The organism is Caballeronia sp. TF1N1 (assembly GCF_022878925.1).
Taxonomy (GTDB): domain Bacteria; phylum Pseudomonadota; class Gammaproteobacteria; order Burkholderiales; family Burkholderiaceae; genus Caballeronia.
In genome coordinates this window covers 1,637,024-1,661,683 of sequence record NZ_CP084626.1, presented here as the reverse complement: position 1 = coordinate 1,661,683, position 24,660 = coordinate 1,637,024, and the positions used below count along the sequence as shown (strand labels likewise).

Sequence of the window (24,660 nt, the reverse complement as noted above, 5' to 3'; positions counted from 1 at the left end):
TCTACTGGAGCCCTACGCCATTCTTGCGACGAATCGGTTGCGTTGACGCATTTCGACGATTCTCAGCGCGTCGCTAAGTTGCGATGCCGCGTACTCACGCGCCGCCAGTACAGAAAGAGGCCGATGCCCGCCACGCCGAGACTCACCGTATTGGCTATCCAGAATCCGCGCGCGCCTTGCAGCCACTCGGGCACCATGCCGCCGACATCGAAGCCGAGCAGATAGCCGCCGCCGAGGCCGATGCCCCACAGCGCGATCGCGTAGATGACGGTCGGCACGAGCGTGACCTTGTAGGCCCGCAGGATGAACGCCGTGGTGATCTGCAGCGCGTCGCAGAGGTGATAGAAGAAGATGATGAAGACGAGCGGCATCGCGGCGGCGATCACGTGGGCGTCAGGCGTGTAGGCGGCGATGATCTGCGGCCGCGCGGCAAGCAGGATCACGCCGTACACCAGCGCCAGCACGCATGCCATGCCGATGCCGTGCCGCGAGATCGAGGCCGCGTCGTCCAGACGCTTTGCGCCGAGCGCCTGCGACACCAGCGTCGACGACGCGATCCCGATGGCAAGCGGCGTCATGTAGAGCACCGCGCCGAGGTTGCCCGCGATCTGATGTCCCGCGAGCGTGGTCGTGCCGAAGCGCGAGATGAAGAGCGCCATGAACGTGTACGACGTCACTTCGATGAGATACGAAAGCCCCATCGGAATGCCGAGACGCAGCAGCGCCATCTGCCGCTTCCACACGGGCCAGCAAAAGCGCGCGAAGATGCCGAACGGCCGGAAGAATTCCACGCGCAGCAGCACCGTGATTCCGACGATGGCGAGCGCCCAGTTGATGAGCGTGCTCGCAAGCGCGCAGCCGGGACCGCCGAGCGCAGGCACGCCGAAACCGCCGAAGATGAACCAGGTATTGAGCGGAAACTTGAGCACGAGCCCGCCGACTTGCAGAAACATCACGAGCCGCGGTTTGCCGACCGCGTTCGCCAGCGAGCTATACACGCGAAACACGAGACTCGCGGGCAGCCCGAACGAGAGAATGCGCAAGTAGTCCACCGTGCGGTCATGCAGCGCGGGCGGCGCTTTCGCGAGACTCAGCAGCGGTTCGGGAAAGTAGAGCAGCACGAAGCCGATCACCATGAGTACCGAAGCGAGCCACAGCGCCTGCCGCGTTTCCTCGCCGATTTCCGCCTCGCGGCCCGCGCCGAAGAGTTGCCCGGCAATCGGCTGGAGCGCGACGAGAATGCCCGTCAAGCCGATATACACCGAGATATAGACGGACGAACCGAGCCCGAGCGCCGCGAGATCGGTGGCGGAGAAGCGGCCGACCATCGCGGTATCGATCACGCCGAACGCGATCACCGCAAGCTGGCCGATCAGCACGGGCCAGGCAAGCGCGCCGATCTTGCGGACATCGCTCAGCATGCCCGTGGCGGCTTTGGAAGACACGGCGGCGCCCATGCGTTATTGCACCCGGCGCAGGCTTTTCGGACGCAGCGGCTTCTTGACCGGCGGCGTGGGGCGCGCAATGCGCACGTAGAGGCGGAAGCGCTCGTCGCGGTCGGCCACGCGCCGGCCTTCCCAGACGAGCTTCCATTCGAACGCCGAGATGGACGGCGGATCGCCGTAATCCGCGCGATCCTGACGCAGCACCACGTCGCAATCTTCGTCGAACGCGAAGTGCATACCGCCGAAGTACGCGAAGGTGGCGATCTGCGCGTCGCCGAGACGCGCGGGCGAGATGCAGTTGTAGTCGGGCGGAAGATGATCGGCGATCTGCTCGGCGACATCGCGATACGTCCGGCTGTAGTTGACGACCGGCAGCCATAAAGTCATGAGCAAGACCCACATCAGCGTGGTGCCCGCGCTCGATAGCACGACGCTGCGCCACAGCACCTTCGGATGGCGTGCAAGCCGCCAACGCGCGAGCAGGAACCAGCACGCCGTCACCGCGACCGCGCAGACGAACGAAATGAGCTTGAATTCGGGATGAAAACCGGGCGCGAGGCGCGCGAGATTGCGGGCCATGGGCGCGGGAAAGCCGAACATGCCGGCCGTCCACACGAGCCAGACGAGCGTGCCGATGATCGTGAAACTGAGCATGGCGAACCAGTCGATCGCGTTGATCGCGCCGCGTTTCAAGGTCGGCAGCGCGAAAGTCGCGAGCACGGACAGCGGCGGCAGCAGCAGCAAGAAGAGGCGATTGGTTTCGCGCGCCTGCAGCACGACGAGCACGAGCAGCGGTCCGATCACGGATAAGGGCACGGCGACGTGCGGCGAGCGGCGCATGCCGCCCCAGCTCACGAAGGCCCAGATTGCAAGCGGCCAGGCGGGCCAGGTGAAGAGCGGCAGGTTCTTCATCGCGTAGCCGAACACGAGCGACGGCGGCCCGGAGAACGTGTCGAAGCTGTTGCGCCACCATTGACGCAGCCACCATTCGCCGTCGTCGGGGAAGAAATGCAGCGTCGGCAGCACCCACACGGCGATCAGCACGACGGCGACGGGCAGGCCGTAGATCAGCAGCGGCGCGGCGCGCACCTGACGCACGATGATGGTCATTGCAAGCGTGCATAGCAAAAGCGCGAACACCAGCACGGGCGAGCTCGACAAGCCGACCACGCCGATTGCCGCGCCCCACACGAGCGCACCGTGAATCGGCTTGTCGATGCTGCGAACGAGGCCGTAGATGAGCATCGCGGTGCCGGCGAACTGCGCGAGCTGCGGCGTGGTTTCGTGACCGCGCTCGGCGAGCCCGAAGCAGGCAAGGAGAATCAGCAAGGCGCCGTCGGCGAGCGTGCGGCCGTAGTCGCGCGGCTCGGGTTCGCCGCCGAACGCGTATTTGAATGGCTGGGCTTCGTCGCGCCGGCCAAGCAGATAGGCCGTGTACCAGACGAACGCGCACGCGATGGTGAAGAGCAGGCCCGTGACCACGCGCGAGGCGTTGCTGGCATCGACCCACGGACTCAGGATCCGGATCGACGATGCCCCGAGCCAGTACATCAGCGGGCCGTCGCCCGTGAGCGCCTTGCCGACGAGATTGGGCAGCAGCCAGTCGCGCGCGTCGCCGTTGGCCATCGTCCACATCACGCCGAAGCCCGCCGCGTCCTCGTTCTTCCACGGGTCGCGGCCGAACAGCCCGAACGACGCGTAGACGATACAGATGGCGAGCAGCAGCCAGCGCGGCAGGGCGCTGGTGGCGGAGGCGGTCAGACGAACGACAGATCGCATGCGTGAGGGCTTATCGAGAGAAACGGGCAGTGCGCCGTGCGTTGGTGCGTGCGGGTAGGTTGCCAGATGCGTCCAAGCGCGGCGGGGGCCAGAGCATCCGGCATTGTAGACGCGCGCCTCGGAGTGCGTCGGTGTCGACGGGCTCGCGGTAACGCCGTGCAACAACCCTTACCGTTTTGCCGTGCAGCATCATGGAAACGGCAGAGACAAAAAAGGGCAGCCAGAGCTGCCCTTTTTGCTGAAGCGGTGGTCCGTCTTACTTCTTGGTGGAGAAGCGAGCGAACTTGTTGTTGAACTTCTCGACGCGGCCTGCCGTGTCCATGATCTTTTGCTGACCGGTGTAGAACGGATGCGATTCCGACGACACTTCGATCTTCGCGAGCGGGTACGACTTGCCGTTGAATTCGGCGGTTTCGCGCGTCTGGATGGTCGAGCGGGTCACGAAACGGAAGTCGTTCGACATGTCGACGAACAGCACTTCGCGATAATTCGGGTGAATGCCTTCTTTCATGGTCTTTCCTGGTATCTGGCGGTAGCCAACCCGTTGCGTCTTGAGTTCAAGGCGCTCGTGCGAGTCACTTGCCTAGGGTCGAAAAACGGCGATTATGCCAGAAAATCAGACCCTTGACATCTTTTTGGAAAGCTTTAGAAGAGGGCGCCGACGCCCGCCGGGTCCTGCCGGTAATAGCGCGCAAGCAGGCGATACATCTCGGGATACTCCGCTTCGAAGGGTTTCGGCGTAACGAACAGCGCCTCGCTGCAGACCGCGAAAAACTCGGATGGATGATCCGTCGCGTAGGGATCGATCAGCGATTCGCGCTCGAAGCGGCCGAAACGGCGCTGCGGCACCGCGTCGACGCGGGCGCAGAATTGGTCATAGGCGTTATCGAAGACATCGGCCCATGCGGTCGAGTCGAGCGGCGCGTGCCAGCGTCGATAGAGCGGCGGATGACCATCGGCCTCGCCGTTCACCATGTCGATCTTGTGGGCGAATTCGTGGATCACCACGTTGTAGGCGTCGGCGCCATCGGCCATCTGGGCATCTTCCCACGAGAGCACGACCGGGCCGCCTTCCCATGCTTCGCCGCTGGCATCGTGTTCCACTTCGTGCACGACGCCGTCCTGATCTTCCACCGTCTTTTTGATGACGAACTCGCCCGGATAGACAATCACGCCGACCCAGCCGCGATAAAGGTCGAGACTGAGGTTGAGGACGGGCAGACAGGCTTGCGCGGCGATGGAGACGATCATGGCGTCGGTCAGTTCGAGATCGTGCGCGGTCGAAAATTCCTTTTGCGCGATGAAGAGACTCGCGGTCTCGCGCAGACGTTCGAGGTCGGCCGGATTCAGGTGGCCGAAGCACGGATAGGCATCGAGGGTGCGCCGCCACAGGCTTTCGTCGATCGCGTATTTGCGCAGCGTGCGCTCGCGGCGTTGCGCGCCGAACCAGCGGGTGAAGGGATTGGTCATCGATTGAGGCGTTGGAAGCGCGATAGACCGGATTGTACGGATGGGGGACGATCGTGGGCAGAATGCGCTGCTTGCGGGATCGGCTGGAGCTGTCGCCACGCGGATAGAGTGGCCGGCAAACGCGAATCGACATCAGCCGACAGTGACGACATAAAAAAACCGCCTGACCGAAGGCGGGCGGTTTTTTCTCGACGCAGAAGCGAATGGCAAATCAGCTGCCACCACGCCGCATCAAGTCGAAGAACTCGGAATTGCTCTTCGTCTGACGGATCTTGTCGAGCAGGAATTCCATGGCTTCGACTTCGTCCATGTCGTGAATGAACTTGCGCAGCACCCAAACCTTTTGCAGCAGGTCCGGCTTGATCAGCAGTTCCTCGCGGCGCGTGCCCGACTTGTTCAGATTGATCGACGGATACACGCGCTTTTCCGCGAGACGCCGTTCCAGGTGCACTTCCATGTTGCCGGTGCCCTTGAACTCTTCGTAGATCACGTCGTCCATGCGGCTGCCGGTTTCGATCAGCGCGGTGCCGATGATCGTGAGCGACCCGCCTTCCTCGATATTGCGCGCGGCGCCGAAGAAGCGCTTCGGACGCTGCAGCGCGTTGGCGTCGACACCGCCCGTCAGCACCTTGCCCGAGGCCGGCACGACCGTGTTGTAGGCGCGCGCGAGACGCGTGATGGAGTCGAGCAGAATCACGACATCGTGCTTCATTTCGACCAGGCGCTTGGCCTTTTCGATCACCATTTCCGCGACTTGGACGTGGCGCGCGGCAGGTTCGTCGAAGGTGGAAGCGATCACTTCGCCCTTGACCGAACGCTGCATTTCCGTGACTTCTTCCGGACGCTCGTCGATGAGCAGCACGAACAGCACGATATCCGGGTGGTTCGACTTGATGGCATGCGCGATGTGCTGAAGCATCACCGTCTTGCCCGACTTCGGCGACGCCACGAGCAGACCGCGCTGGCCCTTGCCGATAGGCGAGATCATGTCGATGATCCGGCCGGTGACGTTTTCCTCGCCGCGCATTTCGCGCTCGAGCGGCAACGGCTTATTCGGATGCAGCGGCGTGAGGTTCTCGAACATGATCTTATGTTTCGAGGCCTCGGGCGGCTGCCCGTTGACTTTGTCGACCTTCACCAGCGCGAAATAGCGCTCGCCGTCTTTCGGCGTGCGCACTTCGCCTTCGATGGTGTCGCCGGTGTGCAGATTGAAGCGGCGAATCTGCGACGGGCTGATATAGATGTCGTCCGTACTCGCGAGATACGAAGTCTCGGGTGAACGCAAGAAGCCGAAGCCGTCGGGCAGCACTTCGAGCGTGCCGTCGCCGAAAATCGTGTCGCCACCCTTGGCGCGCTTTTTAAGTATGGCGAACATGAGTTCCTGCTTGCGCAGGCGGTTCGCATTTTCGATCTCGAGGCCATTGGCCATCTCGATCAGTGCAGACACGTGCTGAGACTTGAGCTCGGATAAATGCATACGGATTTCCCGCCAGGGAGAAGAGGTACGACAGAAAGATTTGGGAGAAGAGGTGAGCGGAACCGCTCTAGGACTTAGTACTTCTTGAACTCTTGTAATTCTAGCATAGCACACGCGACGCGGGCCTTAGGTTGGCCGGGGGCGGGGCTTTGGCGCCGATGTTGTCGGTGGACAACATCGGCGCCGTGGTTCAAGCGCGGTTCAAAGGCCGACGATGCTGGCTCCGAACCGGTCGAGCTATTACAGGTTGCTGTCCAGGAACGCGGTCAACTGCGACTTCGACAGCGCGCCGACCTTCTGCGCGGCCACTGCGCCGTTCTTGAACAGGATCAGCGTGGGAATACCGCGCACGCCGAACTTCACCGGAGTCGATTGATGCTCGTCGACGTTGATCTTCGCGATTTGCAAGCGATCGCCGTAATCCTTTGCGACTTCATCGAGGATCGGGGCAATCATCTTGCACGGACCGCACCACTCGGCCCAGAAATCGAGCAGAACAGGTTTGTCCGACTTGACGACGTCTTGTTCGAAAGATGCGTCGCTGATGTGCTTGATTGATTCGCTCATTGTCTGAATACCTCTATTGATTCGAGGCCCGCGTTTGAATGCTCGCCACGATACACCAAAACAGTAAAAGATTTTCGTCGCCGCTTGGGCGAGACGAAGCCGGCTTACCACGTCTGACGAGCCTTGCGGACTAGCCGCATGGACGATGAAGCATGCGCCGCACGTGATTCAACGCTCATCTTAGCTTAATTTGCTATCTGTCGCCGATGCCGATAGGCGCCGTCGCGCAGCCCTTCATCGCTCAATTGGAGGCGCATTCGGGCAAATGCAAGCGGAGCCGCATGCAGTCGGCGACGTGCTCGCGAGGTCTATCGGGCGCGGCTATCGGCGTGATATGATTCGACGTGACGGGCCTCCTCGCATGGTGGCGCGGTCAACCTGGTCAGGTCGGGAACGAAGCAGCCACAGCCGCTTTCCACCAGTGCCGAGGGTCGGGCTCGTCACCTTCCGCTTTATTTGCGTTTTTCCGGCTTCAATCTCCGCGGTTTTCTGCTTCACTCTCCTCTAGTTTTTAGTCGATTCGCTCGCATCTACGCGACTTGAATCCGCATCTTCACGCGTGCTCCGGATGCGCCGGACAGCCGCTTTCGGCGGCGTTTGCCGCTAGTCGTTGCTGATACAATTTCGCGCATGACCTATCAAGTTCTCGCACGCAAATGGCGGCCGAAATCGTTCGAGTCGCTCGTCGGCCAGGAGCACGTCGTTCGTGCGCTCACGCACGCGCTCGACGGTGGCCGCCTGCATCACGCGTATCTTTTCACGGGTACGCGCGGCGTCGGCAAGACCACGCTTTCGCGCATCTTTGCAAAAGCGCTCAACTGTGAAACCGGCGTGACCTCGAAGCCGTGCGGCGTGTGCCGCGCTTGCCGGGAAATCGACGAAGGCCGTTTCGTCGATTACGTCGAAATGGATGCGGCGAGCAATCGCGGTGTCGACGAAATGGCGGCGCTGCTCGAGCGCGCGGTCTATGCACCGGTCGACGCGCGCTTCAAGGTCTACATGATCGACGAAGTGCACATGCTCACGAACCACGCGTTCAACGCCATGTTGAAGACGTTGGAAGAGCCGCCTCCCCATGTGAAGTTCATTCTCGCCACGACCGATCCGCAGAAGATTCCGGTCACCGTGCTGTCGCGCTGCCTCCAGTTCAATCTGAAGCAGATGCCCGCGGGACATATCGTGTCGCATCTGGAGAACATCCTCCAGCAAGAGAGCATTGCGTTCGAAGTGCAGGCGCTGCGGTTGTTGTCGCGCGCGGCGGACGGCAGCATGCGCGACGCGCTTTCGCTGACCGATCAGGCTATCGCCTATTCAGCCAATCAGGTGACCGAGGAAGCCGTGCGCGGCATGCTCGGCGCGCTGGATCAAAGCTATCTGATCCGCCTGCTCGATGCCCTCGCCGCAAGCGATGGCGCTGGCGTGCTCGCCATCGCCGATGAAATGGCTTTGCGCAGTCTATCGTTCTCGACCGCGTTGCAGGATCTGGCGAGCTTGCTGCATCGGATTGCGTGGGCGCAGTTCGCGCCGGCATCGGTGCTGGACGAGTGGCCGGAGGCGGGAGATATTCGTCGATTCGCCGAGGGCTTGTCGGCCGAACAGGTTCAGTTGTTCTATCAGATCGCGACCGTCGGGCGCAGCGAGCTGGGCCTCGCGCCGGATGAATACGCGGGCTTCACCATGACGCTTCTGCGCATGCTCGCGTTCGAACCCGCTGGCGGGCCGGGCGGAGGTGGCGGTGGCGGGCTCGTGGTGAGCGCGCCGCAAAGCGTGAAGGGCGCGCGCAATGCGGCGCTCGCGGGAGCTATGGCGGAGCGGGCCGTGGCGCCGGCACCGGTGGCTCGCGATGGAGTTTTGGCGGATCGAGCGGGCGCGCGGCACCAGATTAGCGACCGTTCTTTTGAGAAGTTGGCTGAGTGGGGTGAAGCGGCTGTTTCGACATTGGATAAGCACGGCGCACGGTCTGCGAGCTCGGCGAAGGTCGGGCCACGTGACGCATCCGACGAGCTTGCGGGCGCTGAAGCGAAACGCAGCGTCGAATCGGCTGAATCAGTCGCGAAGCCAGTCGGAGCGTCCGATGCACGAGAATCGGCGATGGCGGATGCGGCATCGCGTGCGGCTTACGCCGGTTCCGCGGACTTGCCGGACGCTGGAGGAAGTGCCGCTCCTTCGGGCGCGAAGAACGCGACCTCTGGCGATTCGACTGCGCTTGCAAACACGGCTGGCTTGTCAAGCGCATCGAGAGCGGACGTCGGTCATTCAGCTTTAGTGTCGGACAGCGCCGCATCTTCAGGCGCGCAGACGGCCGCTGCCAATCCCGCTCCTGTTGCAGATAGCGCCACGCCTTTAGGCGCGCGGGATGCCGCGGCCGCTGCCGATTCGGCCGCGCCTCTGAACACCATCGCATCTTCAAGCGATGCACCAGTGGCGCGGAAAGACTTCGATTCGGCCACGCCGAGCGCCGCATCTTCAGATGTGCGGAAGGCCGACTCTGCCGATTCGCCTTCTGTAGCTGAGGCCGCCGAATCGCCGCTCGCTCAAGGCACAGGAGAGATCGTTCAGGCCAATACGCCGTCTGCTGTCGGGAATGCACGAGACGTTGTGTTTGACGAAGTGCCAGTCGCATCGGCGCCGCTTTCTGCCGCGGCTCGGCAAGCTGTAGACGAGGCTTCTAATAATGGCGCGTCCGAAACCGTGTCGCCGTCTGCCGGATCAGTCGCGCCGCGCAGCGCCGCAGGTGGCGCGAGGGACGCGCTCGAAGTATTGCGTAGTGCGGGCATGCGACTTTCATCGGATCGTGGTGGAAGAGGCGCGGCGGCCGCGCCAGCGGGCGCTCCTGCTGCAACGAAACTTGCCGTGCCGAAGCCCTCGGTTCCCGTGCCGACGCCGCGCCGCGCCGCGCCGCGCGCCAGCGCGGGCTCTGACGTACAGGCGACGCCCGCGGCAGACAACGCGGGTGCTGTAGCCATTGGCGGGAGCAACGTCGGCTTCGACAATGGCGTTCGCGGGCGCAGCGCCGGCGTGGGCGGCAACGTTCGCGTCGACAGCAAGGGCAACGGTAGCGCCAACACCAACACGAACGCCAGCGTCGACAATACCGCTCGCGCCGGCAATGACGCCAACGCGAAAGCAAGCCCCAAGGTCATCCCTCCTTGGGAAGACATGCCGCCCGACGACTACCCGCCGCCCGGATCGGAGGATGAATACTTCTCCGCCGCTCCCGACGACGGCTACATGCCCGCGTTCGATAGCGCACCGGACGACATGCGCTTCGGCAACGAACCCGCGCCCGCAGCGAAGCCCGCGCCGAAGATCGACGCCACGCCGCTGCCGCCCGCCGTGCCGCTCGACCCTATCGGCATCGCGGGAGAATGGGCGACGCTCGCGGTCGATCTGCCGCTCAAGGGCATCGCATACCAGCTCGCGTTCAACAGCGAACTGACCGCCTGCGACGCCAGTTCGCTCACGCTCGTCGTTCCCGTGCCGCAATACGCGGACGCCGCGCAAGTCGCCAAGCTCAAGACCGCGCTCACGGAGAAACTCGGCCGCGCGCTCGAGGTCAATGTGTCGGTTGCGCCCGCACGCCGCACCGCCGCCGCGCTCGACGCCGCCGAACGCGCGAAACGCCAGCAGCAAGCCGAGCAGGAAATCAGGCAAGACCCGTTCGTGCAATCGCTCATTCGCGATTTCGGCGCGAGCATCGTGCAGGGATCGATCAAGCCGGTTGCCGCAACGGGCGCGAATCCTTCGGGCGCGTCTTCTGTAAGATAAGCCATCCCGCGAGGCGCGCCGTCAGAAGCCGCGCCGCGAACGAATCAACCGGGCGCACGGGCATTTTCGCCTGAGCGTCTGCCCGTCATACGCACTATCCGTTTCAAGGAGCCGAATCATGATGAAGAACCAACTCGCCGGGCTGATGAAGCAAGCTCAGCAAATGCAGGAAAACATGAAGAAGATGCAGGATCAGCTCGCGCTGATCGAGGTCGAGGGCCAGTCCGGCGCCGGTCTCGTCAAGGTGACGATGACCTGCAAGAACGACGTGCGCCGCGTGCAGATCGACCCGAGCCTGCTCGCCGACGACAAGGACATGCTCGAAGACCTGGTTGCCGCCGCGTTCAACGACGCCGTGCGCAAGGCCGAAGCCACCACGCAGGAAAAGATGGGCGGCATGACGGCCGGCATGCCCATGCCGCCCGGCTTCAAGCTGCCGTTTTAAGCGCGTGGCCGAAGGCGCACGCGGCGTTTGCCGCGCTTTCGGCCCGCCCATGAGGACACATGAAACAACCATCCGCCTTGTCGGCGCTCGTCGAAGCGCTGCGTGCGCTGCCCGGCGTCGGCCCGAAGTCGGCGCAGCGCATGGCGTATCACCTGATGCAGCACGACCGCGCGGGCGCCGACAAACTCGGCAACGCGCTGTTGTTCGCGACCGGGCATCTGAAGCACTGCGAGAAGTGCAATACCTTCACAGAAGCCGACATCTGCGAAGTATGCAGCGACGAAGAACGCGATTCCGCGCTCCTATGCGTCGTCGAGACGCCGGCCGATCAGATCATGCTGGAGCAGACGCTCACGTATCGCGGGCTCTACTTCGTGTTGATGGGCCGGCTGAGTCCGCTCGACGGCATCGGGCCGAAGGAAATCCACTTCGAGCGGCTCATCAACCGCGCGCTCGACGGCACCGTGAATGAAGTGGTGCTTGCCACCAACTTCACGAATGAAGGTGAGGCGACCGCGCACTATCTGGCACAGACGCTCAAGTCTAAAGGGCTGAAGGTCACGCGGCTCGCGCGCGGCGTACCGGTGGGCGGCGAACTCGAATACGTCGATGCCGGCACCATCGCCCGCGCGATGCTCGACCGCCGCTCGGTGTGAGAAAAGATCAAGGACTGCATCGATGACAGAAACCGAAGCACTCGCGCTCGCGACGCATCGTCATTACAAGGGCGGGCTGTATCGCGTGATCGGCGTCGCGCGGCACTCGGAAACCGAGGAAGCCATGATCGTCTACGAGCATCTCTGGCCGCATGATCGCGGTTTATGGGTCCGGCCCGCCGCGATGTTCAACGAGACGCTCGCCGACGGCACGCCGCGCTTCAAGCCACTCGACATCCCACTTTAAAAATTGGCGGAGACGAACGACATGACCGCATCGACGGGCCCGCTTGCCGGCGTCAAGGTGCTGGAACTCGGCACGCTCATCGCGGGACCGTTCGCGGCGCGCTTCATGGGCGAATTCGGCGCGGATGTCATCAAGATCGAAGATCCGAAGGGCGGCGATCCGCTGCGCAAGTGGCGCAAGCTGTATCCCGAAGTGGGCGGAACGTCGCTCTGGTGGGCGGTACAGGCGCGCAACAAGAAGTCCGTGACGATCAATCTGAAGGCCGAAGAGGGCAAGGAGATCGTGCGGCGGCTGGCGAAAGAAGCGGATATCGTCGTCGAAAATTTTCGGCCGGGCTTGCTCGAAAAACTTGGGCTCGGCTATGAGGTGCTTTCTGCCGAAAACCCCGGTCTCGTGATGGTGCGGCTCTCGGGATACGGCCAGACCGGGCCGTATCGCGACAGACCGGGCTTTGGCGCGATCGCCGAATCGATGGGCGGCTTGCGTCATATCACGGGCTATCCCGAGTTACCGCCGCCGCGCATCGGCATTTCCATTGGCGACTCCATTGCCGCGCTGCACGGCGTGATCGGCGCGCTGATGGCGCTGCATCATCGACAGGTGAATGGCGGCAAAGGGCAGGTGGTCGATGTCGCGCTCTACGAAGCCGTCTTCAACATGATGGAAAGCGTGGTGCCCGAGTACGGCGTCTATGGCATGGTGCGCGAGCGCACCGGCGCGTCGCTGCCGGGCATCGTGCCGTCGAATACCTATCCGTGCCGCGACGGCAGCATCGTCATTGGCGGCAATAGCGATCCCATTTTCAAGCGGTTGATGACGGCAATCGACCGCGCCGATCTCGCCGACGATCCCGCGCTCGCTTCGAACGATGGCCGCGTGCCGCGCACGCAGGAAATCGACGATGCCATCGCCGCGTGGTTGTCGACGCGCAGTATCGACGAGGCGCTCGCCGTCCTCAACGCCGCCGATGTGCCCGCCGGCCGTATCTACAGCGTGGCCGACATGTTCACCGATCCGCAGTACATCGCGCGTCAAATGCTGCAGCGTTTTCCGTGGCAGGACGGCCGTGAGATCACGCTGCCGAACGTGACGCCGAAGCTGTCCGAGACGCCTGGCGAGACGCGCTGGCTCGGGCCGCAACTCGGCGAACATACGGATGAAGTGCTTCGGTCGCTTGGGTATGCCGAGGACGACATCGCGCGGTTGCGTGCGGCGAACGTGATCTGAGGAAGTCGTTACGCGTAAAAAACGCGAACTCTCGCGGCGGCCCGAAGATGGCCGCGACACCGGTGCCGGCTTGCGCATGGGGCAGGGCGTCGCGCATGCACCGTGGCCCACGACCAACCTTCGAAGCGCCTCAAGGCTCGATCACGATCTTCCCCGTCACGCGCCGGTTCATCATGTCATCGAGGGCTTGCGCGGTTGCATCGAGCGGATAGCGTTTGGTCACCACCGGCAGCAACTTGCCGGCCTTGATCCAGTCGACCATGGTGGCAAATTCGGTATCGGCGATCGCGTGTTCGCGGCGCATGTGATCGCCCCAGAACACGCCGACGATGCTCGCGCCCTTCAACAACGCGAGGTTGAGAGGCAGCTTCGGGATCTCGCCGTTGGCGAAGCCGACCACGAGATAACGCCCGCGCCAGCCGATGCTGCGAAACGCCGGTTCGGCATAGGCGCCGCCCACCGGATCGAATATGACATCGGGACCTTGGCCATGGGTGAGCGCCTTGACGCGCTCGCGCAAGTCTTCGTTTCGATAGTCGATGATTTCATCCGCGCCTTGCTCGCGACAGAACGCGAGCTTTTCCGCGCTCGATGCCGCCGCGATCACGCGCGCGCCGAGAATCTTGCCGATCTGAATGGCCGCGACGCCGACGCCGCCCGCCGCGCCGAGCACGAGGAGCGTCTCGCCCGACTTGAGCGCGCCGCGATCCACGAGCGCGTGATAGGACGTGCCGTAGGCAAGCGTGAAGGCTGCGGCGAGCGCGAGGTCGACGTCGTCGGGCAGCACGACGCAATCCGTTTCCCGAGCACGCGCCTGTTGCGCGAATGCCCCTTGCGCGGTGTAAGCCGCGACGCGCATGCCAGGTTTCACGCGCGTTACGCCCGCACCCACCTCACGCACGATTCCCGCGAGTTCCGCACCCGGCGTAAATGGCAGCGGCGGTTTGAACTGGTACTTGTTCTGGATGATCAGTACATCGGGAAAATTCACGCTCGCGGCCTTCACATCGATGACGATTTCCCCGGCTTCGGGATGCAAATCCGGCAGCGTTTCGACGGTGAGCGTATCGGGTAATCCGTGTTGGTTGCATCGAACGGCGCGCATGTGTCCTCCTTGATGGGCTGGCGCCAAGTGTAGGGCAGACGGCTGTCTGTGCGCGACCCCGCAAAGCGTGGGCGCGTCATGTTTCCTCGGTTACAATCGCCGGATGCGAATCCTACTCAGCAACGACGACGGCTACCTGGCGCGCGGCATCAACGTGCTGCACGACGCCTTGCAGCCGCTCGGCGAAGTAACGGTGATGGCGCCGGAGCAGAACTGCAGCGGCTCGTCCAACTCGCTCACGTTGTCGCGGCCATTGAGCGTGCATCAGTCGGCTAACGGTTTCAACTTCGTGAACGGCACGCCAACCGACTCGGTGCATATCGCGCTCACCGGCATGCTCGAAGCGCGGCCCGATCTCGTCGTGTCAGGGATCAACAACGGCCAGAATGTCGGCGAGGACACGCTCTATTCCGGCACGGTCGCGGCCGCCACCGAAGGCTTCATGTTCGGCATTCCGGCGATCGCGTTTTCGCTCGTCGGGCGTGACTGGCTGCATCTCGAAGATGCGGCGCGCGTGGCCGCCGAAATCGTCGCGCATTTTCTGGATCACCCCATGCCGGGTCATCCGCTTCTGAACGTCAATATTCCGAGCCTGCCGTACGACCAACTGCGCGAGTGGAAGGTCACGCGTCTGGGCAAGCGGCATCCGTCGCAGCCGGTGATTCGCCAAACCGACCCGCGCGGCAACCCGATCTACTGGATCGGCCCGTCGGGCGACGCGCTCGACGCCAGCGAAGGCACCGACTTTCACGCAGTCGCGAACGGCTTCGTTTCGATCACGCCGCTGCAGCTCGACCTGACTCACACGAAACTCATGGCCGAGACCCGCGAATGGGCGCAAGCCGGGAGCCGTCGCTCATGAGCGACGAGCGCGCCAAGCGCTTCCCGCTGGCGCTCGCGGACCTCGTGCGCGAGCCGCGCAAGCCGGCCGGCCGCACGCAGGACGCGCGCGCCAAGTCAGTGGCGGTATCGACCACGAAAGCCGCTGCCGCGAAGCCGGGCAGTGTGCGCGGCGCGGCTTCAGCGCTCAAGAATCCGGCGAGTGCGGCGGCATCCGCCAAGTCCGCGACCACGGTTTTTCCGGTGCGCTCGGTAGCCCAGCCTGTCGTCAATTCCGTCGCCAAGGCCGCTACCAAACTGGCAAGTGGAACCGCGAAACCGGTTCCGGGCGCGAATCGCAGTCCGGCCCAGGCGCCGCATCCCCGAACGAGTGCATTGCGCACCGCGCAGCGTCCCGCCGGACGCGATCTGAACGCGGCATCGACGGCCACGAAAAAGGGCGCGCCCAACGTGGCATTCGCCAGCACACAGACGCTCACCTCGGAACGGGTGCGTGAGCGCATGGTCGAACGCCTGCGCACGAACGGCGTGACCGACCCGCGCGTGCTGAACGCCATGTCGGTCGTGCCGCGCCATATGTTCGTCGACCCCGGCCTCGCCGCGCAGGCTTACGAAGATGCCGCGCTGCCGATCGGTCACCATCAGACCATCTCGAAGCCGTCGGTCGTCGCGCGCATGATCGAACTGGTCGCGGCCGGGCGCACGTTGGACAAGGTGCTGGAAATCGGCACCGGTTGCGGCTATCAGGCAGCGGTGCTGTCGCAGGTCGCGACCGAGGTTTATTCGATCGAGCGCGTGCGGCCGTTGTCCGAACGCGCCAAGCTCAATCTTCGGCCGCTGCGTGTGCCGAACATCCGGCTGCATTACGGCGACGGGCGGCTCGGACTGGCTGCCGCGGCGCCGTTCGATGCCATCGTGATCGCGTGCGCGGGACTCGACGTGCCGCAGGCCTTGCTCGAACAACTGGCGATAGGCGGCAGGCTCGTCGCGCCGGTGGGCTCGCAGGCCGCGCAGTCGCAGGTGCTCACGCTCGTCACGCGCGTGTCGGCCACGCAATGGCGGGAGTCGCAGCTCGATCGCGTTTTTTTTGTACCTTTAAAATCCGGAGTGATTTGAAACCGATGAGTATCTTGCGTGCTTTGCGAGAAACGCGTGCGGACGTTCGCCTAACGGCGGCGCAGCGCGGTGTGTGCGTCCTTGCGCTGTCCATGCTGGCGGCCTGTGCGTCGCGGATGGATTCAGCGCCGGTGGTCGACAGAACGGGCGCGCCTATCGCCACGGATGCCGCCGCGCTTGCCAACCAGCCGCCGCCGCCTGGCTATATTCGCGTGAAACCGGGCGACACCCTATATCGGATCGCATTGGAAAACGGTCAGAATTATCACGACATCGCAACGTGGAATAACCTGACGAACCCGAACCAGATCGAAGTCGGTCAACTGGTGCGCGTGGCGCCTCCGGGTGCGAATCTGGCAGCGGCGACGCCGGGCGTGTCGACCGCACCGATCGCGGGTGGCGCGGTGGCTACGCAACCGCTTAACGGCGGCGCGGGGGTCTATGGCACGCCGCAGTCGGGTGCAACGACGCAGCCGCCGTACTACGGTCCGTCGTCGGGCATGGGCGCGGCGCCGGGCGCTGCATCGGGTGCGCTCGCGGGCACCACGCCGGCGCCGGGCGTGGACAGCGCGGCAACGGCTCAACCGGCTTTCATCTGGCCGGCGCGTGGTCCGATTCTCGGCACATTCGACGACGCGAAGAACAAAGGTTTGAACATTGGCGGTGCACCGGGAGATGCAGTCAATGCATCGGCGGATGGCAGGGTCGTCTACTCCGGAAATGGCTTGCGCGGCTACGGGAATCTCATCATCATCAAGCACGACGCGACTTTTCTCACTGCGTACGCACACAACCGCGCTTTGATGGTAAAAGAAGGAGACGCGGTGACCAAAGGTCAAAAAATCGCCGAAATGGGTAACAGCGATTCAGACCGTGTGATGTTGCATTTCGAAGTTCGCCGGCAGGGAAAACCTGTTGACCCACTGAAGTATTTGCCGCCGCAATAAAGCGAGCCATCATGCAAAAAACGAAGCGCCGCGAGCCGCAAGCCGAGACTGAGACCATCAGCCGACCGTTGCAAGTGTCGGTGGAAGACGGTGCTTCGACCCGAGACGACGATGCCGAAAACATCGACGTCGATATCGATTCCGACGAAGAAGGCGAAAACCGTAAAAAGGGTGGCGACGAGTCGGGAGAAGGCGCAAACGATTCCGCGCCCGAACCCGACGACTTTCGCTCTCTTTTGCAGGCCGAACTGACGGCCGACACCATTCAGCATTACCTCAATCGCATCAGCGTGAAGCCGCTGCTCACCGTCGAGGAAGAGCAGCGTTATTCGCGTCTTGCCAAGGCGGGCGAGTTCGAGGCGCGCCAGGTCATGATCGAGCGCAATTTGCGGCTGGTGGTGAGTATCGCTAAGGGTTATCTCAATCGCGGCGTGCCGTTGCTCGATCTGATCGAGGAAGGCAACCTCGGTCTCATGCACGCAATCGAGAAATTCGATCCCACGCGCGGCTTTCGTTTTTCGACCTATGCCACGTGGTGGATTCGCCAGAGCATCGAGCGCGCAATCATGAATCAGGCGCGCACGGTGCGCCTTCCGGTGCATGTGATTCGCGAACTGAATCAAGTGTTGCGCGCGAAGCGTCATCTGGAAAAGAACTCGGCGAATTCCACCGATCCCGTCGCACCCGAGCGCCGCGACGCGAGCATCGAGGATATTGCGTATCTCACCGGCAAGACGCCGGAGGAAGTCACCGATATCCTCGCGCTCAACGAACACACGGCTTCGCTCGATGCCCCGCTCGACCTCGACCCTGGCAGCAGCCTGCTCGATCTCCTTTCGGACGATCAAAGCCAGTCGCCGGATGCCGAAGTTCAGCACCGCGAACTGGAAACGCTCACGCGGCTCTGGCTTTCGCGTCTGTCGGACAAACATCGGCATGTGATCGAACGGCGTTTCGGGCTGAACCATATCGAACCCGCCACGCTCGAAGAACTGGCCGATGAAATGGGCCTCACGCGCGAACGCGTACGGCAAATCCAGCAAGAGGCGCTCGTGCGGCTCAAACGCTTCTTCGCCTCGAACGGCGTGCGCAAGGACGCCGTGCTTTAACGCTCCAAAGCGGCGTTCGAAAGAGCGCCGCGTTTCCAGAATTCAATGACACCGATTCTCGTATTCGACATCGAGACCATTCCCGATGTCGACGGCATTCGCCGTCTCGAAGACTTACCCGACGATCTGTCCGCGCGCGAAGTCGCCGAACGCGCGTTCGCCGCGCGCCGCGAGCGCGTAGGCAACGACTTCTTGCCGCATCATCTGCAACGCATTGCCGCGATCTCCTGCGTCTTTCGCGACGACAGCGGTTTTCGCGTGCGCTCGCTCGGCACGAAGACGGATGGCGAGGCATCGCTGATCCAGTCGTTTTATCGCGTGATCGAGAAATACACGCCGCAACTCGTTTCGTGGAACGGCGGCGGTTTCGATCTGCCCGTGCTCCATTATCGTGCGCTCGTGCATGGCATCGCGGCGCCGCGTTACTGGGACTTGGGCCAGGACGATCGCGAGTTCAGGTTCAACAACTACATCAGCCGCTATCACATGCGGCATCTCGACCTGATGGACGTGCTCGCGATGTATCAGGCGCGCGCCAACGCGCCGCTCGATGCACTCGCCAAACTGTGCGGCTTCCCAGGCAAGCTGGGCATGGACGGCGGCAAGGTGTGGGACGCCTATTGCGATGGTCAGATCGACGAGATCCGCAACTATTGCGAAACGGATGTCGTCAACACTTACCTCATGTATTGCCGCTTTCAGATGATGCGTGGCGGACTCACGCCCGACGAGTACGCGGACGAGATCAACTTCGTGAAGAACGCGCTCGCGCTGGAAGCGTCGCCGCATTGGGCCGAGTATCTCGCCGCATTCGGCCGGTGAGTGCGAGGCCGTGACGTTCGTCTACAATCTCGCCTTTGCCAACACGTCAGTCAGGAAGTACGCAGGTGTCTGAAGCCGCTCGAAAAAATTCGCATCGCCGCCGCGCCGCGCCGGCCAAAACCGTTACGCCCGATCCGTCATTCGTCGCGCCCGAAATCGAAATCGAGTCACTCGACATGGACGCGCGCGGCGTCGGCCGCACGGTCAACGAGAACGGCGAGCCGGGCAAGGTGATCTTCGTCGAAGGCGCGCTGCCCGGCGAACGAGTGAGCTATTCGAGCTATCGCAAGAAGCCGAGTTTCGAGCAGGCGCAAGTGGTGAACGTGTTGCGCGAAGCGGTCATCCGCACGAAGCCGAAGTGTCAGTTCTTCGGCACGTGCGGCGGTTGTTCCATGCAGCATCTCGACGTGCGCGCGCAGATTGCCGTGAAGCAGCGCGTGCTCGAGGACAATCTTCAGCATTTGTCGAAACTGCGCGCGGAAACCATGTTCCGGCCGATTCACGGACCGTCGTGGGGTTATCGCTATCGCGCGCGCCTGACGGTGCGGCACGTAGAGAAGAAGGGCGGCGTGCTCGTCGGCTTTCATGAACGCAAGAGCAGCTATGTCGCCGACATGACGAGCTGCGAGGTGCTGCCGCCGCACGTTTCCGCCATGCTCGTGCCACTGCGGCATCTGGTAGCCGGTTTGTCGATTCGTGACCGCATGCCGCAGATCGAGCTTGCGGTTGGCGCGGACGTGACGGCGCTGGTGTTGCGCATTCTCGAACCGCTCAACGACGCCGACGAAGCGCTTTTGCGCGCCTTTGCCGACGAACACGCCGGCGTGCAATTCTGGCTGCAGCCGAAAGGTCCCGACACGGTTTATCCGTTTTATCCGCTCGAGAGCGAACTGGCTTATACGCTGCCGGAGTTTCACATCCGCATGCCATTCAAGCCGACTGATTTCACGCAGGTGAACCATCAGATCAACCGCGTGCTCGTGGCGCGCGCGTTGAGCCTGCTCGCGCCGGAACCGAACGATCGCGTGCTCGATCTGTTTTGCGGCATCGGCAACTTTACGCTGCCGCTTGCGCGCGTGTCGCGCGAAGTGGTGGGTATCGAAGGAAGCGAAGCGTTGACCACGCGCGCGCTGGAAAACGCGCAGGCCAATGGCGTGGACGGCCATACGTCGTTTGCCTGCCGCAATTTGTTCGAAGTGACTGCCGACGATCTGCGCGCGCTCGGGCACTTCGACAAATATCTGATCGATCCGCCGCGCGAGGGCGCGCTCGCAGTGGCGAAGGCGCTTGCGGACATCGCTCAAAGCGGCGAGGGTTCGCTGCCGAAGCGCATCGTTTATGTGTCGTGCAACCCGGCGACGCTCGCGCGCGACGCCGGCCTGCTCGTCCACGAGGCGGGGTATCGGATGAAGGGAGCGGGCGTCGTCAACATGTTCCCGCATACGTCGCACGTCGAATCCATTGCATTGTTCGAACGCGACTGAAGCGCTTTTATTTAAGAAGGCGCAAAAAAACCGGCCCGAAGGCCGGTTTTTCGTTTGAAGCACCGGTTCGATCAGTTCCGGTTGCCGCCGAAGATGCCGAGCAGTGCCAGCAAGTTCGTGAAGACGTTGTATAGATCGAGGTAGATGGCGAGCGTCGCGCTGATGTAGTTCGTCTCGCCGCCATTCACGACGCGCTGCACGTCGAACAGCATGTAAGCCGAGAAGATGACGATGGCGAGCACGGAGATCGTCAGCATGAGCGCCGGCAGTTGCAGGAAAATGTTCGCGACTGCAGCCAGCAGAATGACCATCACGCCCATGAACAGCCACTTGCCGAGGCCCGAGAAGTCACGCTTGCTGACCGTGGCGATGGTCGCCATGGCCGCGAAAATCACGCCCGTGCCGCCAAAGGCCATCATGATGAGCTGCGGCCCGTTCGAGAAACCGAGGATGAAGCTCAAAAGACGCGAGAGCATCAGGCCCATGAAGAACGTGAAGCCGAGCAGGACGATCACGCCCATGCTGCTGTTCTTCGTTTTCTCGATGGCGAACATGAAGCCAAACGCAATCGCCATGAACGCAATGAAGCTCATTGCCGGGCTGGTGGCCGCGAAGAGGGAAAAGCCCGTCGCGACGCCGACCCACGCGCCGAGCACCGTCGGCACCATGGAAAGCGCCAGCAGCCAGTAAGTGTTGCGTAGCACGCGGTTGCGCACCTCGACCGAAGTGACGCTGCCGTTGCGTCCAAAACTGTAGGGTGATTCGTTCATGGTTTCTCCTTGCTTCAAATTGTCTGTCGTCGCCCCGCGCTACATCCGTCATACACGAATGATACGGTAGGAATACTTAAGCGATTATGAGGCCGTTGCCCGCGCCATTCCGGTTTCGTGCAGTGCCTGATGTCGCGAGGCGCTTGCAAAGCGCGGCTCGACTCCAATATGACTGCCGCACGGTCCGAAATCAATGGCGCCGACGTTTCTCGGCGCGATACACGCTCAAGGCACGCTGGCGTATGACGGTTCGACCCTTACGGCGCCGTAAGGTTTCAATCGCAATCATACCCTGCTTCATGCTACAATTGTCGATTCCTTTTAATCCGTAAACCGTTAATTTTTTGGAGTTTTTCATGGCAATCGAGCGCACCCTGTCGATTATCAAGCCGGACGCAGTGGCAAAGAATGTTATCGGCCAAATCTACAGCCGTTTCGAGAGTGCTGGACTCAAGATCATTGCTTCGCGCATGGTGCATCTGTCGCGCGCGGACGCGGAAAAGTTCTACGCAGTGCACGCTGCACGCCCGTTCTTCAAGGACCTCGTGGAATTCATGATCTCCGGTCCGGTGCAGATTCAAGTGCTGGAAGGCGAAGGCGCGATCATCAAGAACCGCGACCTGATGGGCGCGACCGATCCGAAGAAGGCAGACAAGGGCACGATCCGCGCTGATTTCGCGGACAGCATCGATGCAAATGCAGTGCACGGTTCCGACGCTCCGGAAACGGCAGCGCAAGAAATCGCGTTCTTCTTCCCGCAAGTGAACGTCTACTCGCGTTAAGTCGCGCGTTGGTTGCCGCGTCGGTCCGCGCCTCGAGGCAGTGCGCCGGATCATGCGGCTGTCGCGCCGGCATCGCTTGAAAAGCTGGAACATGCAGGAATTGGCGCGAACGGTCTCGGGCAAAAGCTCCCGAGCTTCGCAATCTGAAATGGCAGGACTCGACATGACGAACAGCAGCACCGTCAATCTTCTCGATCTCGACGCCGCCGGGCTCGTCGCTTATTGCGGCAGCCTGGGCGAGAAGCCGTTTCGCGCCAAGCAATTGCAGCGCTGGATCCACCAATATGGCGTCGACGACTTCGACGGCATGACGGACCTCGCGAAATCGCTGCGCGAAAAACTCAAGGGTCGCGCCAGTTTGGCGATGCCCGAAATCTCTCGCGATCACGTTTCCACCGACGGCACGCGCAAGTGGCTGATCGACGTAGGCAACGGTAACGCTGTCGAAACCGTGTTCATTCCCGAGGAAACGCGCGGCACGTTGTGCGTGTCCTCGCAGGCCGGCTGCGCGGTGAACTGCCGGTTTTGTTCCACAGGCAAGCAGGGATTCTCCCGCAATCTGACCACTGGCGAGATCATCGGGCAGATGCGCATGGCCGAATTCGCGCTGCGCAAGTCGCTCGGGCGCGAAGTCGGCGGCCCGGGAAAGGGCGAGCGCGTCATCACCAATGTCGTGATGATGGGCATGGGCGAGCCCATGCTGAATTACGACGCCGTCGTGCCCGCCATGCGTCTGATGCTCGACGACAACGCCTATGGCCTGTCGCGCCGTCGCGTGACGCTATCCACTTCCGGCGTCGTGCCCATGATGGACCGCCTCGCCGCGGATCTGCCAGTGGCGCTCGCCGTGTCGCTACACGCGCCGAACGACCCGCTGCGCGACATGCTGGTGCCGCTCAACAAGAAGTATCCGCTGCGTGAATTGATGGCCGCGTGCCAGCGCTATCTGAAGGTAGCGCCGCGCGATTTCATCACGTTCGAATACTGCATGCTCGACGGCGTCAACGACACCGAAGCCCATGCGCGCGAACTGCTGGCCGTCACGCGCGACGTGCCGTGCAAATTCAACCTCATTCCGTTCAATCCGTTCCCGGAATCAGGTCTGACTCGCTCGAAGAACGAGCAGATCAAGCGCTTCGCGCAGGTTTTGATGGACGCGGGCATCGTCACCACCGTGCGCAAGACGCGCGGCGACGACATCGACGCAGCCTGCGGGCAGCTTGCGGGCGAGGTGAAGGATCGCACGCGCCTCGTGGAACGCATGGGTCGCGCGCCAGGCAAGGTGATCGAGGTGCGCGCGGTCTGACGCATTGCCGCCGTACAGCGAAGAAAAACAAAGTCCGAAAAGACGGAAGTCGCGCCAGGCCGGCGCGCAAAGCCGAACATTTTGTTATAAAGCGGTCTGCAACATTGCCGGGGCTGTATCGTTCACGTTTTGATGCAATCCGCCGGCTTAGCCGCGCAATATAAAAGAATCGATGCGAGGAAATTGGGATGAGTGAGCCGCAGCACCCGACGCCTTTTGGCAGTCATACCGGGGGTCTTCCTGTCAATGAGCATGACAGTCAGGCGGGCACTGGCGGGGCGGCATCGAACGCGAGCCAGACGGGGCCTCTGGATTCGATTGCCGCCGTCGGCGCGCGGCTCGCGCAGCTTCGTCACGCGAAGTCATGGTCGATCGACGACATTTCAGCGCGTCTCAAGGTCTCGCCGAACAAGCTGCTCGCGCTGGAAGCGGGCGACATCAGTCAATTGCCCGATCGCACGTTCGCAGCGGGTATCGTGCGTAGCTACGCCAAGGTTCTTGGTACCGATCCCGCGCCTTTCACGCAGGCGTTTCGTCGCGAGGGCGCGGCGGTCGGGCAAAATCTGAAGGTGCCGGCTTCGGCGGGTGCGGGTCTGCCGCGACAGCGCGTGTCGGTGCCACTCGGTGGTTCGTCGGGCAAGAAACGCTCGTGGCTCTGGGGCATCGCGGCGGTCGTCGTGGTGCTGGCCGCGCTCGTGATGTGGCATACCGGCGGCGATTCGTCGGCGTGGCTCGCGCGCCTCAAGTCGAGCACGGGCGCTGGCACGGCCGCGCCGGGCGACACGGTGTCCGCATCCGTCGTTTCCACGCCTGATGAAGCCGCCGCGGCGAACACCGGCGAAGCCGCCTCGCTGCCCGAAGTGGCCGCCGCGCCCGGCGAACAGCCGATGCCACGTCCGCTCGGCACGAACGCGTTGCCGGCCTCGTCGTCGACCATTGCGGCGTTGCAGGGCGCAAGCGCGTCGGCCGCAGCCAAGCAGGCGCCGGCCGCTGGCGCCGCCGCATCCGCGCCGGTCGTCGCCGGCACGGGCGCGAGCGCAGTCGAATTGAAAGTGAAGGAAGATAGCTGGTTCAGCGTGCGCGGCAAGGACGGCAAGGAGGTTTTCTCCGGTCTCGTCCACGCGGGAAGCACGCAACGCGTGCAGGGCGAAGCGCCGTTCAAGGTGACCGTCGGCAACGCGAAGAGCGTCGATTCCATCTCGTTTGACGATCAGCCGGTCGACGCCAAGAAATACGTTTCCGCACGCGGCAACGTCGCGCGCTTCACGCTGCCCTGAACGGGCGGCGCGTAGCGGTGT

Annotated in this window: 22 protein-coding genes and 1 other RNA gene; 15 read left to right on the top strand and 8 right to left on the bottom strand. The window is 62.8% G+C overall.

Annotated features, from left to right (window positions below):
- Window positions 1-62: 62 nt before the first annotated feature.
- The 6 genes from LDZ28_RS07710 to trxA all read right to left on the bottom strand — a co-directional run bounded on the left by LDZ28_RS07710 (window position 63) and on the right by trxA (window position 6,738).
- A complete protein-coding gene (locus LDZ28_RS07710; protein ID WP_244828051.1) occupies window positions 63-1,421 on the bottom strand; it encodes an MATE family efflux transporter in 1,359 nt (452 codons plus the stop codon).
- Window positions 1,422-1,460: 39 nt separating this feature from the next.
- Window positions 1,461-3,224: a glycosyltransferase family 39 protein gene (locus LDZ28_RS07705; RefSeq protein WP_244825355.1), complete on the bottom strand. Its 1,764-nt coding sequence runs from the start codon at window positions 3,222-3,224 to the stop codon at window positions 1,461-1,463.
- A 256-nt stretch (window positions 3,225-3,480) separates the two neighbouring features.
- Window positions 3,481-3,735, bottom strand: a complete 255-nt coding sequence (locus LDZ28_RS07700) for a type B 50S ribosomal protein L31 (protein WP_016345518.1) — start codon at window positions 3,733-3,735, stop codon at window positions 3,481-3,483.
- 134 nt (window positions 3,736-3,869) lie between these two features.
- Window positions 3,870-4,694, bottom strand: a complete 825-nt coding sequence (locus tag LDZ28_RS07695; protein WP_244825354.1) for a zinc-dependent peptidase — start codon at window positions 4,692-4,694, stop codon at window positions 3,870-3,872.
- Window positions 4,695-4,905: 211 nt separating this feature from the next.
- Window positions 4,906-6,171: a transcription termination factor Rho gene (gene rho / locus LDZ28_RS07690; protein ID WP_244825353.1), complete on the bottom strand. Its 1,266-nt coding sequence runs from the start codon at window positions 6,169-6,171 to the stop codon at window positions 4,906-4,908.
- Between the two features lie 240 nt (window positions 6,172-6,411).
- A complete protein-coding gene (trxA, locus tag LDZ28_RS07685; RefSeq protein ID WP_008349330.1) occupies window positions 6,412-6,738 on the bottom strand; it encodes a thioredoxin TrxA in 327 nt (108 codons plus the stop codon).
- Between the two features lie 346 nt (window positions 6,739-7,084).
- Between trxA and ffs the strand changes: the two genes are divergently transcribed.
- From ffs to LDZ28_RS07655, 6 genes are all read left to right on the top strand, one after another.
- Window positions 7,085-7,183, top strand: an RNA gene (gene ffs, locus LDZ28_RS07680) — signal recognition particle sRNA small type.
- A 185-nt stretch (window positions 7,184-7,368) separates the two neighbouring features.
- Window positions 7,369-10,506: a DNA polymerase III subunit gamma/tau gene (dnaX, locus tag LDZ28_RS07675; RefSeq protein WP_244825352.1), complete on the top strand. Its 3,138-nt coding sequence runs from the start codon at window positions 7,369-7,371 to the stop codon at window positions 10,504-10,506.
- Between the two features lie 118 nt (window positions 10,507-10,624).
- Window positions 10,625-10,951 carry a YbaB/EbfC family nucleoid-associated protein gene (locus LDZ28_RS07670; RefSeq protein WP_244825351.1) on the top strand — a complete coding sequence of 109 codons (327 nt, stop codon included), beginning with the start codon at window positions 10,625-10,627 and terminating at the stop codon, window positions 10,949-10,951.
- Window positions 10,952-11,010: 59 nt separating this feature from the next.
- A complete protein-coding gene (gene recR / locus LDZ28_RS07665) occupies window positions 11,011-11,607 on the top strand; it encodes a recombination mediator RecR (protein WP_244825350.1) in 597 nt (198 codons plus the stop codon).
- A gap of 22 nt (window positions 11,608-11,629) precedes the next feature.
- A complete protein-coding gene (locus LDZ28_RS07660) occupies window positions 11,630-11,854 on the top strand; it encodes a DUF1653 domain-containing protein (RefSeq protein WP_045450705.1) in 225 nt (74 codons plus the stop codon).
- A 21-nt stretch (window positions 11,855-11,875) separates the two neighbouring features.
- The gene (locus LDZ28_RS07655; protein ID WP_244825349.1) at window positions 11,876-13,081 is read left to right on the top strand and encodes a CaiB/BaiF CoA-transferase family protein; all 1,206 of its coding nucleotides are present in this window, start codon (window positions 11,876-11,878) and stop codon (window positions 13,079-13,081) included.
- A 130-nt stretch (window positions 13,082-13,211) separates the two neighbouring features.
- On the opposite strand, the gene LDZ28_RS07650 is transcribed toward LDZ28_RS07655, so the two are convergent.
- Complete coding sequence (locus tag LDZ28_RS07650; protein ID WP_244825348.1) at window positions 13,212-14,186, bottom strand: NADPH:quinone oxidoreductase family protein; 975 nt, start codon at window positions 14,184-14,186, stop codon at window positions 13,212-13,214.
- 103 nt (window positions 14,187-14,289) lie between these two features.
- Between LDZ28_RS07650 and surE the strand changes: the two genes are divergently transcribed.
- The 6 genes from surE to rlmD all read left to right on the top strand — a co-directional run bounded on the left by surE (window position 14,290) and on the right by rlmD (window position 20,504).
- On the top strand, window positions 14,290-15,048 hold the full coding sequence (gene surE / locus LDZ28_RS07645; protein WP_244825347.1) for a 5'/3'-nucleotidase SurE: 759 nt from the start codon (window positions 14,290-14,292) through the stop codon (window positions 15,046-15,048).
- Window positions 15,045-16,142 (top strand): protein-L-isoaspartate(D-aspartate) O-methyltransferase, encoded by a 1,098-nt coding sequence (locus LDZ28_RS07640; RefSeq protein ID WP_244825346.1) that lies wholly within the window; start codon window positions 15,045-15,047, stop codon window positions 16,140-16,142. Before surE ends, LDZ28_RS07640 begins: the two co-directional genes overlap by 4 nt.
- Window positions 16,143-16,147: 5 nt before the next feature.
- The gene (locus LDZ28_RS07635; protein WP_244825345.1) at window positions 16,148-17,089 is read left to right on the top strand and encodes a peptidoglycan DD-metalloendopeptidase family protein; all 942 of its coding nucleotides are present in this window, start codon (window positions 16,148-16,150) and stop codon (window positions 17,087-17,089) included.
- Window positions 17,090-17,100: 11 nt separating this feature from the next.
- Complete coding sequence (rpoS, locus tag LDZ28_RS07630; protein ID WP_244825344.1) at window positions 17,101-18,198, top strand: RNA polymerase sigma factor RpoS; 1,098 nt, start codon at window positions 17,101-17,103, stop codon at window positions 18,196-18,198.
- A 45-nt stretch (window positions 18,199-18,243) separates the two neighbouring features.
- Window positions 18,244-19,020 carry a 3'-5' exonuclease gene (locus LDZ28_RS07625; RefSeq protein WP_244825343.1) on the top strand — a complete coding sequence of 259 codons (777 nt, stop codon included), beginning with the start codon at window positions 18,244-18,246 and terminating at the stop codon, window positions 19,018-19,020.
- 65 nt (window positions 19,021-19,085) lie between these two features.
- Window positions 19,086-20,504 carry a 23S rRNA (uracil(1939)-C(5))-methyltransferase RlmD gene (rlmD, locus tag LDZ28_RS07620; RefSeq protein WP_244825342.1) on the top strand — a complete coding sequence of 473 codons (1,419 nt, stop codon included), beginning with the start codon at window positions 19,086-19,088 and terminating at the stop codon, window positions 20,502-20,504.
- A gap of 71 nt (window positions 20,505-20,575) precedes the next feature.
- Here rlmD and LDZ28_RS07615 read toward each other — a convergent pair whose 3' ends face one another.
- Entirely contained in the window at window positions 20,576-21,274 is a 699-nt protein-coding gene (locus LDZ28_RS07615) for a Bax inhibitor-1/YccA family protein (protein WP_244825341.1), read from the bottom strand.
- A gap of 356 nt (window positions 21,275-21,630) precedes the next feature.
- Here LDZ28_RS07615 and ndk point away from each other — a divergent pair, with 356 nt between their 5' ends.
- The 3 genes from ndk to LDZ28_RS07600 all read left to right on the top strand — a co-directional run bounded on the left by ndk (window position 21,631) and on the right by LDZ28_RS07600 (window position 24,639).
- A complete protein-coding gene (ndk, locus tag LDZ28_RS07610; protein WP_244825340.1) occupies window positions 21,631-22,056 on the top strand; it encodes a nucleoside-diphosphate kinase in 426 nt (141 codons plus the stop codon).
- Between the two features lie 163 nt (window positions 22,057-22,219).
- Window positions 22,220-23,362, top strand: coding sequence for a 23S rRNA (adenine(2503)-C(2))-methyltransferase RlmN (gene rlmN / locus LDZ28_RS07605; RefSeq protein ID WP_244825339.1), 1,143 nt, complete (start codon window positions 22,220-22,222; stop codon window positions 23,360-23,362).
- 188 nt (window positions 23,363-23,550) lie between these two features.
- Window positions 23,551-24,639, top strand: coding sequence for a helix-turn-helix domain-containing protein (locus LDZ28_RS07600; RefSeq protein ID WP_244825338.1), 1,089 nt, complete (start codon window positions 23,551-23,553; stop codon window positions 24,637-24,639).
- Window positions 24,640-24,660 lie beyond the last annotated feature (21 nt).